Source organism: Archangium sp. Cb G35 (genome assembly GCF_001896145.1).
Classification (GTDB): Bacteria; Myxococcota; Myxococcia; order Myxococcales; family Myxococcaceae; genus Archangium; species Archangium violaceum.
Window position 1 is genome coordinate 500962 of the sequence record NZ_MPOI01000007.1, and the last position, 13589, is coordinate 514550.

The window sequence follows — 13589 nt, forward strand, 5'->3', positions numbered from 1 at the left end:
CCGCCCTTCGTGCCTTCTTGTCACTCCCGCCTTGCCCTCCCTACCCATATAGGCGGGAAGAACCAGACGCGACGAGTCCGGGGCAGCCAACGCCCACCCGCATCCTGGCGAGCGGCGCTGCCCTTCGGAACGGGGGGAGCAATGAGCCGAGTGGATGTCTCTCGATCAGGCAGGGAACCGCCCGCCCTGCCGCAAATGATGGGCCCCTATCTCATCCAGGGGATCCTCGGCAGTGGGGGAATGGGAATCGTCTACCAGGGGCTCCATCGGGAGACGGGCGAGCGCGTGGCAATCAAAACGGTCCGCGCCACCCGGACCACCACGCTGGCCAGCCTCCGGCGGGAAGTCCAGTCGCTTAGCCGCATCCACCACCCGCGCATCGTCCGGATCATCGCGCACGGCGTCTCCCAGGGGCTGCCCTGGTACGCCATGGAATTGTTGGAGGCCCGGACCTTCAAACAGCTCCTCGAGCGCTATTACAACCAGACCGGCTCTCGCTCCACCCACTCCTGGGTGAGCACGGGCATGTCGGCCTGGAGGGAAGAGGCGGGCGCCGGGCAGACAGCCCCGCAGCTCCCCGCCCGCCCGTTGCTGGAAGCGGTGATGCGGCTGTGCGCCCCCCTGACCTATCTGCACGGCTGCGGCCTCGTCCACCGCGATCTCAAGCCCGGCAACATCTTCATCCGGGACAACGGTACCGTGGTGCTCGGTGACTTTGGCTTGGCGGTGGACTTCGACGGCGCCTTCGGGCGCGATGTCCTCAACGTCGACGGCGCGGGCCTGGGCACGCTCATGTACATGGCACCCGAGCAGATCCGCGGAGACCTCGTGGACGCCCGGGCCGACCTGTACTCCCTGGGCTGCATCCTCTACGAGTGCGTGACGGGCTTCGTCCCCTTCTTCGGCAGCTCGGGCATGGTCGTCCGCCGCCGGCATCTCCAGGAGCAACCCACCCCGCCCTCCCAGCTCGTCGCGGAGCCGATTCCCCCGCGGCTGGAATGGCTCATCCTCAAGCTGCTCGCGAAGCGGCCCGAGGACCGGCTCGGCTATGCCGAGGACGTGGCCCGGGTGCTCTCGGAGCTGGGGGTGGACGCGGACGAGCCCGAGGAGCTCCCTACACCCCGGCCCTACCTCTACCGCCCGCCCTTCACCGGACGCGAAGAGTCCATGCACACGCTGCGGGAGTTGCTGGACGACATGCTGCTGTGCAAGGGCGGCCGGGTCTTCATCGGCGGTGGCAGCGGAGTGGGCAAGACACGTCTGGCCCTGGAGCTGGCCCGCGAGGCGCTCTACCGCAGCATCCCGGTGGTGACGTGCGAGTGCATCCCGATGGGCCTCTCCGGCGCACGGGTGGACGTCTCCATGAAGGCCTCGCCCCTCCACCCCTTCCGAGCCCTGCTCGCCGCGGTGGCGGACCGGTGCCGAAACGATGGCGCGGAGGAGACGGCGCGGCTGCTGGGCCCCCGGGGCAAGGTGCTGGTGGCCTACGAGCCACTCCTGGACGAGCTCCCCGGCCAGCGGGAGCTCCCCCCGCCCCCTCCGCTCTCCAATGCGGATGCCGCACGGGCCCGCATCTTCTCCGCCCTCCAGGACGTCCTCTTCGCCTTCGCGGAGGAGGATCCCGTGCTGCTCATCATCGACGACCTCCAATGGGCCGACGAGATGACGCTGACCTTCCTGAGCCAGCTCCGGTACGAGGACCTGGTCCAGCATGGAGTGTTGATGCTGTGCACCTACCGCATGGAGGAGCTGAGCGACGCCCTGCGCGCGGTGGTGTCCGTCCCCGGCTCCTTGCGGCTCGAGCTGGACCGGCTCAACGAGCGCAGCATCGAGTCCATGGCGCGCGGCATGCTCGCGCTGCACGCGTTGCCCCGGGACTTCGACAGACTGGTGAGCCGCTCCGGAGGCAATCCCTTCTTCGTCGCCGAGTACCTGCGGGCGACCATCTCCGAGGGGTTGCTCCACCGCGACACCTCCGGCCAGTGGCGGTTGGATGAGCGGGCACGCACGGGCGGCTCCCTCGAGAGCCTGTCCCTGCCCGGCTCCATCGCGCAGATCATCCATCGGCGCCTGAGCGACCTGGACTCCAGGGCCCAGATGCTGGTGGAGAGCGCGGCCGTGCTCGGGCGCGAATTCGACGCGGAGCTGCTGCTGGACACGGCGCCGCTGGAGCACCCGGTGGCCCTGGAGTCCCTGGAGACGCTGCGGGTGCGGCAGATCCTGGAGAAGGCCGCAGGAGGCAAGCTGCGCTTCCTCCACGACATGCTGCGCGAGCTCACCTACGCCCGGATCCCCCACGCGCGCGGCCGCCAGCACCACCGCCGGGCCGCCGAGGCCATCGAGCATCGCTACAAGCAAGCGCTCGACTTCGCCCTCTACATCCCGGCCCTGGCCCAGCACTGGGCCAAGGCGGAGGTGCACGACCGGGCCAGCCGCTACTTCCACCTGGCGGGCGAGGGGGCTCGCACGGCCCACGCCAACGCCGAGGCCATCACCTACTACCGGGCGGCCCTCGTCGAGGCCCGCGAGCACCTGAAGCCGCAGCCCCACGAGCCGGAGGACTGGCGCACGGCCCTGCTGGGCACCCACGAGAGTCTCGGCGACGTGCTGGCCCTCACCGGGCAGCAGGAGGAGGCCCGCGCGGCGTTTGGCGAGGCCCTGGCGCGGCTCTCGCGGGACGAGCGGCTCCACCGGGCCTGCCTCCACCGAAAGGTGGGCAAGTCGTGGGAGACGCACCACCAGCACGAGCACGCGCTGCACGCCTATGCCGAGGGGGAGACCGCCCTGGGCACCCCGACCGGGAAGGACGACGCGTCGGACCCGGACGTCTCCTCCTGGTGGAAGGAATGGATCCAGATCCAGATGGATCGCCATTGGACCTACTACTGGATGAACCAGCGCGAGCAGATGGCCGGGCTGGTGGGGAAGATCCGTCCGGTGATGGAGAAGTACGGGACGCCCCTCCAACGCGCGCACTTCTTCGTGTCGCTCGCCAATACGTCCTTCCGGGAGGAGCGCTACGTGATTCCCGCCGAGACGGTGGAATACGGCCGTCTGGCGGTGGTGGCCAGCGAGGAGTCCGGCAACATCGATGCGAAGGTGCTGGCCCGCTTCTGCCATGCCTTCACCCTGCTCTTCCATGGCAGCTTCGATGAAGCCGAGCAGGAGAGCCTCACCGGGCTGGAGTGGGTGGAACAAACGGGAGACATGACGATGAAGTCACGCCTCCTCACCTACCTGACGGTGGTGTATCGTATGCGGGGCCAACTCGAGCTCACGCGTGAGTACAGCGAGCGGAGCCTGGAGATCGCGATCGCCACGGGCATGCACGACTACGCGGGAGCGGCCCGGGCCAACCATGCCTGGGTGGCCTGGCGGGAGGGCCGGGTGGACGAGGCCGAGCAGGAGGCCCGGGAGGCCCTGGAGTGCTGGGGCAAGCTCTCGGCGATCTACCCCTATCCCTTCCAATGGCTGGGATTGTGGGTGCTGCTCGCGGCGGCGTCGCGGCGCCAGGCCCTGGCGGAGGCCGTGAAGCATGCGCGTGCACTGCTGGAACCCACCCAGCAAAGACTGTCATCGGAACTGGCCGCCCCACTGGAAACTGCGCTCGCAGCCTGGAACGAGGGGAAGCAGGAGGTGGTGCGGGAATATCTGCGCCACGCCTCGGAGTCGGCGCAACGCTTGGGATTCCTGTAAGCCTGATATGCCCCACCGTACGGGTGGTATCACATCCACGGACACTTCACTCTCCCTGTGGAGGGATTTTCCCTGGATGAGGCAGACACGCTGGCCCACCCAGGCGCAGTCCCTGGCAATTGCTGGGAATGAGGAGAGTGAGGGGAAGAGACCATGAAACATATCACGACTATCGTAGGCGCCACGGGGCTGCTGGGTGGTGCGGTCTGCAAGCACCTGTCCACGGCGGGTGTCCCCGTGAGGGCCATGGTCCGGCCAACGTCGGATCCGAGCCGCGTCGAGCAACTTGAACGGGCTGGCGTGGAACTCCTGCGGGGAGATCTCAAGAACAAGCCCTCGCTCGACGCCATTTGCGAGGGAACCCGGGCAATCATTTCGACCGCCTCCTCCACACTCTCGAGACAGGCGGGAGACTCCATCCAGTCCGTGGATCTCGAAGGCCAGCTTGCCCTGGTGGAGGCAGCCCAGCGCGCCGGGGTGGAGCACTTCGTCTTCGTCTCGTTCGCCCCCCTCCAGGGGAGCTTCCCGCTCCAGGATGCCAAGCGAGAGGTGGAGCGGGCCGTGAAGAGAAGCGGATTTCCCCGCTACACCATCCTCCAACCCACCTACTTCACCGAGGTCTGGCTGAGCCCCGCCCTGGGCTTCGATTTCCTGAATGCACGGGCCCGGATCTTCGGAACGGGTCAAGGCAAGCTGAACTGGATCTCCGTCGAGGACGTGGCCCGCTTCGCCGTGGGTGCGCTGGAGAGCCCGAACGCCTGGAATGCCACCCTCCCACTCGGAGGAGAAGAAGCACTCGGGCAGCTCGACGTGGTCCGGATGAGCGAAGAGCGGAGCGGGCGCCGCTGGGAGTTGGAGCAGATCCCCGAGCAGGTGTTGCGTGAGCAGTTCGACGGCGCCACCGATCCGTTGCAGCGCTCCTTCGCGGCGATGATGCTCAACGTCGCGCTCGGAGGCCCGGTCGATCCCAGACCCGCGATGGAGGCCATGGGGCTCCGCCCCCGCACGCTACGCGACTACGTGGAGCGCGTGCTTCCCGGCCACACGGCGGAGTCTCATCACGCCCCCTAGATGAGCTGAACCCGGCGGGAACCGCCCCGCCCGCAAGCGCTCTGTCCATACCGCCCATAGGAGTGGCATGGAACGTCACCCGGCTGAACGGATTCGACCCTCCATTGCCCACGCTACGCCACCGGCCGCCCGCGACTCCCCGCGGACAGCATCGCCGAAGCATGTCTTTCGAAACCCAGCCAGGAGGAAACTCATGAGTTCAGCAACACGCTATCTCTTCTACACCGCCAAGGTGAAACACGGCCAACTGCCGCGCTACCTCCATGCCGCCCAACTCCGGAAACGATTCCTGGAGAAATACCAAATACGGCGGCAGGTCAAGGCCTCCGCGCTGACAGGCGATCCCGACAGGCTCTTCGAGGTCTACTATGTCGAGAACGTCTTCCGATTCGATGAAGCCATGGAGGACATGAAAAACGATTCACGCATGCGGGATTTGGAGCGTGTCCTGGAGGATGCACGCATCACCAGCAAGGAACGCAAGTTCAGAAGACAGTCTCGCCTCCCATACAACGACAAAGAAGAGCTGACTCAGTTGCCATATATGCTCAATGGACTGGGACAGGCTCAATGCGCACAACTCGTGGCGACCAAACCCTATCTCCTGCATGTCGTCTGCACCCTGCACGACATCAACTATCTGGACGAATTCAATGAACACATGCCGGCACTGCTTGACAACTTCGAGCAGTACGGACTGTCCCTGGTTGTCGCGGGACAATACAAGAGTAAAAACCGTGAAACGACATTGTTGAACATCTGGGAGTACGAAGACCCTGAAAGTCCCCGGAAGCTGATGCCACAACTCGCGGAGAATCTGACGTATGCCCAGATCGACCTCCTCTGCGACCAGGATCAACATGTCTGTAGAAACGTGTCACGGCACTACCAACTCTACCCTCTGTTGGAGCCCAAGGTCAGGGCCGATGTGAATTTCTTCCTTTAGGAACCAAGAGGACCAATCGATATGGCTCCCCAAAAAACCGACACCGGCACTCCCGGCCCAGACGCTCTCGCCCCCGCCACTCCCGGCCCAGACGCTCCCGCCTCCGCCACTCCCGGCCCAGACGCTCCCGCCCCCGCCACTCCCGGCCCAGACGCTCCCGCCCCCGCCACTCCCGGCCCCGCCACTCCAAAACTCACCGAAACCCCACAGCGGTATCTGGCAGAGTTGCAGCTCGGAGTGGACCATCTGGTGATCTTCGGCGAGGACGGGAAATTCTACGTGGTTTCCCCTGAAACCTATACATCGGAGCCTCTCCCAAGCGAATTCATGAGCACTGCGGAGTTCGTGGTGGGGATGGGCGCGATGGTCTCGGATGTCGCCTCTCTTCAATTGCTCAACGCAGCCGCTTCATCGGGTGAAGGACAAAATGATAGAACATCCGCGCAACCAGTCGAACTTGTTGAACTGACACAGGCCAGCGCATGCATACTCATGAATCTGGCCGCCATCCGGCAGGTGAGTGAAAAGGCTGGAGATCCCCCCATCTCCTTTCTCGATGACACCACCTGCAAATGCCAAAAACCCACGAACACCAAGAACGGGAAGGCAGCCCCATCAGGCCCTATCATCCCCAAATTCAATCTGAAAATCGAGAAAGACGATTTGGTGATCTTTGGAACGGACAGGAAATTCTACCTGCTCAAAAAGCAGATCTACTCAAATGAGTACACAAGTCTCCCGCGTTCGTTGGAGAATACACCCAAGTTCATGGTGCAACTGGGTACCCAGATCGCGGACATGCCCAGCCTGCCAACGGCGGGCTGCGCGTGTTACCTGCTGAATGTTGCTTCCATCCGGCATGGAAGCACCAGAGCCGCTGTGCTCATCGAAAAGAGTTCCCTGGAGGCACAGATCGAGGAAGAAAAATATAACAAAGCGAGACTCACGGCGGAACTGAAAGGAACGCAAGTACCACGGAGGGCATCATTCAAGCGAATTTCCCTCGACCTCGAACCAAGCCAGGTCAGCCCGGAAATACTGAAATACTGGTCCGGTGAATTGAAAAAAATGAGGGATGAAAACAAGAATCTGCAAATCAGACTCAACGCCAAGAAAAGAGCGGCTCCGCGAAAGATGACGCAGGCGGAACTCGCCAGGCAAGTGCAGGAACTCATAAGAAGGGAAGATGTTGTCGACAAGAAGGAAAAAGCTCTCAAGGAGAGAGAGCAGAAGCCCATCGCGAAGGAGGCGGAGAAGGGCCTCGCGGAAAAAGAGACGCGAGACAATGAGAGTGACGATCAGACTTGAATCCGCAGGATGCTGTGGTTGCTCCTCATTGCCTTGAACGCGAACACAGGGACGCCAGGTGATGCCCGTGTCATCGACAGACTCCAGTACCGCCCTTCGGTCAACACCCAAACGCTACCGGGCCGGAACCCACCGGCTGCTCTCCCCGGAGGAGACGCTCCGGCGGGTGCGTCCCCTCATGGCGGTGATGGGCATCACCCGCATCGCCAACATCACTGGCCTGGATCGCCTGGGCATCCCCGTGGTGACGGTCTGCCGGCCCAACGCGCGCTCCCTCGCGGTCTCCCAGGGCAAGGGGTTGGATCTCACCTCCGCCAAGGTCTCCGGACTCATGGAGGCCATCGAGACGTACCACGCCGAGCACATCACCCTCCCCCTCACGCTTGCGACCTATAACGAGCTGCGCTTCAGCCATCCCCTGGTGGACGTCACCCGCCTTCCCCGCCTCTCGGTGGGCGCCTTCCACCCCAACCTGCGGCTGCTGTGGATCGAGGGCCATGACCTCCTCGGCGGCAGACCGGTGTGGCTGCCCTATGAGCTGGTGCACACCGACTTCACCGTTCCCCTGCCCTCCGGCAGTGGCTCGTTCTTCATGAGCTCCAACGGGCTGGCCTCCGGAAACCACCTGCTCGAGGCGATCAGCCACGGCATCTGTGAGGTGGTGGAACGCGACGCCGTCACCCTCTGGCATCAGCGCACCGCCGAGGAGCGGCATCAGACCCGGCTCGATCTGGGCTCAGTGGACGACCCGGGCTGCCGCGACGTGCTGGAGAAGTTCGACCGCGCCGGTGTGGACGTGGCCGTCTGGGAGACGACCTCCGATGTGGGTCTGCCCACCTTCTACTGCATGACCGCCGAGCGCGAGCCCGAGCCCTTCCGTCCGCTCTACCCGACGACGGGAGCGGGGTGTCATCCGGCCCGCCAGGTGGCCCTGTCCCGCGCTCTCACCGAGGCGGCCCAGGTGCGGGCCACGCTGATCTCCGGCTCCCGTGATGATCTCGGCGTCGCCCGGTACTATGAGGCCCTTCAGGCGCCGGACCTCTGGCGGCGCGTCCACGCCGTGATGCGCTCCAGCGGGGCCATGCGGCGCTTCCAGCAGGCCCCCTCCTTCGAGGCTGAGAGCTTCGAAGAGGACGTGGCCTGGGAGCTGGAGCGCCTGGCCACGGCGGGAATCGAGCAGGTGGTCGTGGTGGATCTCTCCAAACCCGCGTTTGGCATCGCCGTGGCGCGGGTCGTCATTCCCGGCCTGGAGGCCATCCATGACGCTCCAGGCTACGTGCTGGGAGCCCGGGCCCGCCGGATCCAGCAGGAGCGGCAGTCGTGATCTACGTCTTCGTTGGACCAACCCTCCCCGCCGAGCAGGCACGACAAGAGCTCGACGCGGTGTTCCTGCCACCCGCGGCCCAGGGAGACGTGTACCGGGCCGCGCGCGAGCACCCCGAGGCGATTGGCCTCATCGACGGCTACTTCGAGCGCCTCCCCGCCGTGTGGCACAAGGAGATCCTCTGGGCAATGTCCGAGGGCATCCATGTCTACGGGGGCGCCAGCATGGGCGCCCTGCGCGCCGTGGAGTTGGCTCCGTTCGGCATGCGTGGCGTCGGAGCCACCTTCGAGGCGTTCCTCCATGGCGATCTTGAGGATGATGACGAGGTGGCGGTGATGCACGCTCCGGAGGAAGAGGGCTTCCGCCCGCTCTCGGAGGCCATGGTCAACATCCGCGCCACCCTGGCGGCCGCGGAACGGGCCCGGGTGATCCGCGGGGACACGCGACAGGCGCTGGAGCGGATGGCCAAGGGGCTCTACTACCCCGAGCGCGGCTATCCCCACCTGCTCGCCCAGGCAGCCCACCAGGGCGTGCCCTCTCCCGAGTTGGAGCGGCTCCGCGCCTGGTTGCCCCAGGGCCGCGTCAATCAGAAGCGCGAGGATGCCCTGGCCATGCTGCGTACCATGTCCGCCGAGCTGACCCGGCGTCCCGGTCCGAAGAAGGTCTCCTATTGGCTCTCCCGGACCGATGCCTGGGAGGCGGCCTGCCGCCTCCGCGAGCCCTGACCTGAACGGAGAAGAGCCCCACGTACCAGCGCCGCTGGCACATGGGGCTCAACCCGGGGTCCTCGATACCCTCACCCCGTCCCTCTCCCGGGGGGAGAGGGGTAGGGCCTCAGTGGACCCTCGAGGTGGAACCTCAGAACTCGGCCGAGGCCCTCGGGTCCACGATTCCGCATTCCTTGATCTTGTAGAGCAGCGCCTTGTAGCTGATGCGGAGCTTGCTCGCCGCCCGGCGCTTGTTCCACGCCGTGCGCTGCAGCATCGCCAGGATCGCCTCCCGCTCCGCCAGCATCGCCGCCCTCTTGCCGATGTCCTTCAGCGACATCTCGCCTTCCGGCACCGTCGGAGGCGGAGGCGGAGGCTGCGGCACGTCGAACGGATTCGTGTACTTCGGCTGCGCCACCACCTGGTTCACCGGCACCTCCGCCGCGGGCACCGCCCCGCGCGCCGGCATCTCCAGCACCTGCACCGACCCGCCCGGGCCCGCCACCGTCACGGCGGTCTGGGGCATCGGCACCGGCGTCCGCGTCATCGTCGGCGCCGGAGGCTCCACGTCCCCGTCTCCCGCGTACGACGTCGGCAGCGACGGCGCACTCGCCGGCGCACGGCCTCCCGAGCGCAGCTCGTCCAGCACCAGCGTCGGATCCTTCAGCACGCACAGCCGGCGCACCATGTTCTCCAGCTCGCGCACGTTGCCCGGCCACTCGTACTCCGTGAAGGCCCTCAGCACCTCCGGCGGCAGCTCCGCCACCCCGCTCATGTACTGGCGCCCGTACTTCTTCAGGAAGTGGTCCGTCAGCGGCACCACGTCCTCCGGCCGCTCGCGCAGCGCCGGCAGCCGGATCGCCACCACGTTCAGGCGGTAGAAGAGATCCTCGCGGAAGTTGCCCAGCTCGATCTCCCGCTCGAGATCGCGATTGGTCGCCACCACCACGCGGCTGTCCACCCGGACGCTCTTCTTGCCGCCCACCCGGAAGAACTCCTCGTCCTGCAACACCTGCAGCAGCTTGGCCTGCAGGCGGATCGCCATCTCGCCGATCTCGTCCAGGAAGATGGTGCCCTGATCCGCCAGCTCGAACTTGCCCGGCTTCTCCGCCGTCGCGCCCGTGAAGGCACCGCGCTCGTGGCCGAAGAGCTCGCTCTCCAGCAGCTCGCCCGGCAGCGCCGCGCAGTTCACCTTGATGAACGGCCGGTTGCGCCGGTTGCTGCGCGCGTGGACCTCGCGGGCAATCACCTCCTTGCCCGTTCCGGACTCGCCCAGCAGCAGCACCGGCACGTCCGTGTCCGCGATGCGCTCCACCAACGCGCGCACCTTGCGCATGGCCGGCGAGTGCGAGATGAGGATCCGCTCCCCGCTCGACTCCTCCCGCGACGCCGACGCGCTCGCCGCCTGGGCCGCCGGAGCCTGGCGCGCCGGCATGCGGCTGCCGAGCGCCCGGCTCATCGCGTCCTCCAGCTCGTCACTGCTGAAGGGTTTGGACAGGTAGTCGCTGGCGCCCATCTTCATGGCACGCATCGCGTCCTCCGCGCCCGAGAGCGCCGAGAGCACGATGACGGGTGCACCGCCGCCGGAGGCCCGGTAGCGCCGCAGCACCTCCAGGCCACTCATCTCCGGCATCATCACGTCCAGCAGCACCACGTCGAACGAGCCGCCGGAGAGCATCTCCAGCGCCTGGGAGCCACTCGACGCGCAGCGCACCTGGTACCCCGAGCTGCCCAGCAGCTCGCCGAGGAACGTCCTCACCTGCTCCTCGTCGTCCACCACCAGCACCGCGATCCGATCCATCCCCTCGCCTCCCCTCACCCTGTCCATCTCGATTCACTCCGTGGGACGCCCACCGGGCTCATCCCTCGATCAAACCGTCAGTCCCATTCCGGTGCCGCTCCGGCGCTCCTCGCGAGCCCTGCGCAGCGACTGCAGCGCCTGGGTCAGCAGTTGCACCGGCGACCCCACCACGTCCGGATAGCTCACCGCCCCCAACGCCAACGAGGGGCGCAGCACCTTGCCCTCCACCTGCAGCCGCGCCAGGGCGAAGCGATCGCCCACGCGCGCCATCACGTCCGGCACTCCCTCCGCCGGTGTCCCCGGCAGCAGCACCGCGAACTCGTCCTCGCCCACGCGCGCCACCACGTCCGCCTCGCGCACCGTCTGGCCGAACACCACCGAGCAGTACACGAGCAGGCGCTCGGCCAGGCCCCTGCCGGACTCCTTGCGCATGGTGCGGTAGTCCTCGAGCGCCCCCGCCACCACCGAGAAGCTGCCCCCGAAGCGCTCGATGCGCCGCGTCTCCAGGGCGATGAGCTCCAGCAGGAAGGGCCGGTTGTAGAGCCCGGTGAGCGGATCATGCAGGGCCGCCGAGCCCGGGTCCTCGGGCATCATCTCCCGGCGCACGGACGCCTTGAGGCGCAGCTGGGCGCGCAGGCGCAGCACCAGCTCCTCGCCCGAGCCACTGCGCGGCACCATGTCCACGCACAGCCCCTTCTCCAGGCAGTGACGCCAGGCCTCCCGGTCCCCCGAGTCCACCAGGTAGAGCATGGGCACCGCGCCCCGGCCCATCTGCCGCAGCCGCCGCGCCACCGACACGGCCGCGTAGTCCGGCGCCTGAGCCGCCAGCACCACCGCGTCCGGCCGGATGGCCTCGAACAGCGGCCCCGCCGCGTCGAAGCGCGTCACTGGCACCACCCGAAAGCCCGCCTCACCCAGCTCCACCCTCGTGCGCTCCAGGTCTCCCGCCCGCGGCTCCACCACCAACACCGTGAGGGGTTGGTCCGCCCTCTTGTGCTTGCTCCTCAACGCCACCGTGTCCCCCGTCCGGCCAGAACCTTTTTCCCCATCGTTCCTCCGGCGTTCTCCCCAGGTTTACAGCCCTTCCCGCCGCCTCCCCTTCGCATCCCCCTGTTTTTCCTGAGGGTGGGAAGGGAGTTACTCCTCATGCTCCCCGGAATGAGCAACCGGCGTGCCATTTGTCGCCCTCCGGAGGCACGCCTCGACCTCGGACTCCTCCAACCGGAGCTTGAAGGTGTCCCGGCCGTCGATGATGACCACGGGGATGTCGTAGCGGTACGCGGCGAAGGTGGCGGGATCGGCGCGAATGTCCTCCTCCACCAGGTCGAAGGGGATGCGCTCGCGTACCCGCTCCAGGACTTCCTTCGCCTGGTCGCAGAGGCAACAGTTCGGTTTCGAGTAGAGTCGGACAATCATTCGGCAGAAGGATGTGACGTCATGCGCGGCCTGTCAGGTGACTTCTCGACGATGCCGTTGAGGGATCTCGTCGCCTACCTCGGCGGCCGGCGGGCCACCGGCACATTGCGGGTCATGCGGGCGGGCGTGCGCAAGCTCATCCTCGTGCGGGCCGGGCATGTGATCAGCGCCAGCTCCAACCAGCCGCGCGAGTTCCTCGGCCAGTTCCTCATCAACATGGGGCACCTGAGCGAGGAGCAGTTCAGCAAGGCCTTCGCCACCCAGCGCGAGACCAAGGTACCGCTGGGGAAGATCATCGTGATGACGGGGCTGGTGTCCGAGCCGACGGTGCGTGCCACGCTCTCGCTGAAGTTCCGCGAGACACTGCTGGACATGTTCCGCTGGGAGGAAGGCGAGTTCTCCTTCGACGCCGGGGCGGTGGCGGAGGTGGAGGGCGTGGACGCGCGGGTGGACCTGACGGAGGTGCGCCGCGAGGGTGACTTCCGCGAGACGGCCTGGCAGTCCATCCGGGCGGCGTTCCCCTCGGGGAACCTGTACCTGACGGTGGACGAGGGCCGGCTGCCGGAGCCGCCCAAGCCGGGCACCCTGGACGCGAAGCTGGTGAAGCGCATCCGCGAGGGGCTGACCATCGACGAGATGGCCAAGGTGCTGCACGCCTCGGACTTCCTGGTGTACCAGCGCCTGTACGCGCTCTACCGGCTGGAGGCGGTGAAGGTCTCGGCCACGCCGCCGCCGGGACGCCAGCGGCCCACGCCCTCGGAGGAGGACGAGGCGCAGGTGGTGGACGTGGATGTGATCGGCGCCGAGTCCCCCACGAGCGAGGTCATCCAGGCGGCGCAGTCCTTCCTGGAGAACGGCAACTTCCGGGACGGCGAGGCGCTGGCGCGCCGGGCGCACGAGATGGCGCCCACGCCGGAGACGGAGGCACTGCTGCGCTCGGCGGAGGCCGCGCTGGTGGGAATGCTGCGCCGGGAGATGCTGGACAAGCCCCAGGTGCCCACGCTGCAGATGTCCGCGGCGCAGCTCAAGACGCTGCAGCTGAGCACCCCCGAGCGCTACCTGCTGTCGCGCATCGACGGCAAGCGTGACCTGGGGGCCATCATCTCCATGTCTCCACTGAAGGAGCTGGAGGCGCTGAAGTACTTCCAGGCCTTCGTGGACGGCGGGCTGGTGACGCTCACGCCCCGGTGAAACGGGCGCGGAGAAGCGCCGCGCCCGCGCCTGTGGACGGCCGGACAACATCGTGCGCTCACGTGCGTGGCTCGCGAGGCCACAAACGGGATAAACAGGAAGACGCCTCCCTCTAGACAAACAGGACAA

General features: G+C 66.7%; 10 protein-coding genes. 7 read left to right on the forward strand and 3 right to left on the reverse strand.

The window, feature by feature from the left end; all coding sequences use genetic code 11:
* Window positions 1-195 precede the first annotated feature (195 nt).
* The 6 genes from BO221_RS57380 to BO221_RS23595 all read left to right on the forward strand — a co-directional run bounded on the left by BO221_RS57380 (window position 196) and on the right by BO221_RS23595 (window position 9070).
* Window positions 196-3696 (forward strand): serine/threonine-protein kinase PknK, encoded by a 3501-nt coding sequence (locus tag BO221_RS57380; protein ID WP_073562719.1) that lies wholly within the window; start codon window positions 196-198, stop codon window positions 3694-3696.
* A 153-nt stretch (window positions 3697-3849) separates the two neighbouring features.
* Window positions 3850-4767: an SDR family oxidoreductase gene (locus BO221_RS23575; protein ID WP_073562720.1), complete on the forward strand. Its 918-nt coding sequence runs from the start codon at window positions 3850-3852 to the stop codon at window positions 4765-4767.
* A 193-nt stretch (window positions 4768-4960) separates the two neighbouring features.
* A complete protein-coding gene (locus tag BO221_RS53930) occupies window positions 4961-5713 on the forward strand; it encodes a hypothetical protein (protein WP_143195633.1) in 753 nt (250 codons plus the stop codon).
* Window positions 5714-5962: 249 nt separating this feature from the next.
* Window positions 5963-7021 carry a hypothetical protein gene (locus tag BO221_RS54930; protein WP_158079901.1) on the forward strand — a complete coding sequence of 353 codons (1059 nt, stop codon included), beginning with the start codon at window positions 5963-5965 and terminating at the stop codon, window positions 7019-7021.
* 61 nt (window positions 7022-7082) lie between these two features.
* Entirely contained in the window at window positions 7083-8345 is a 1263-nt protein-coding gene (locus BO221_RS23590) for a YcaO-like family protein (protein ID WP_073562723.1), read from the forward strand.
* Window positions 8342-9070: a TfuA-like protein gene (locus tag BO221_RS23595; RefSeq protein WP_073562724.1), complete on the forward strand. Its 729-nt coding sequence runs from the start codon at window positions 8342-8344 to the stop codon at window positions 9068-9070. Before BO221_RS23590 ends, BO221_RS23595 begins: the two co-directional genes overlap by 4 nt.
* Before the next feature lie 133 nt (window positions 9071-9203).
* Here BO221_RS23595 and BO221_RS23600 read toward each other — a convergent pair whose 3' ends face one another.
* From BO221_RS23600 to BO221_RS23610, 3 genes are all read right to left on the reverse strand, one after another.
* Entirely contained in the window at window positions 9204-10853 is a 1650-nt protein-coding gene (locus BO221_RS23600; protein ID WP_073562725.1) for a sigma-54 dependent transcriptional regulator, read from the reverse strand.
* A 69-nt stretch (window positions 10854-10922) separates the two neighbouring features.
* Window positions 10923-11861 carry a diguanylate cyclase gene (locus BO221_RS23605; RefSeq protein ID WP_143195634.1) on the reverse strand — a complete coding sequence of 313 codons (939 nt, stop codon included), beginning with the start codon at window positions 11859-11861 and terminating at the stop codon, window positions 10923-10925.
* A gap of 129 nt (window positions 11862-11990) precedes the next feature.
* Window positions 11991-12269, reverse strand: a complete 279-nt coding sequence (locus BO221_RS23610; protein WP_073562727.1) for a glutaredoxin family protein — start codon at window positions 12267-12269, stop codon at window positions 11991-11993.
* A gap of 21 nt (window positions 12270-12290) precedes the next feature.
* Between BO221_RS23610 and BO221_RS23615 the strand changes: the two genes are divergently transcribed.
* Entirely contained in the window at window positions 12291-13460 is a 1170-nt protein-coding gene (locus BO221_RS23615) for a DUF4388 domain-containing protein (protein ID WP_073562728.1), read from the forward strand.
* The last annotated feature ends 129 nt before the right edge of the window (window positions 13461-13589 follow it).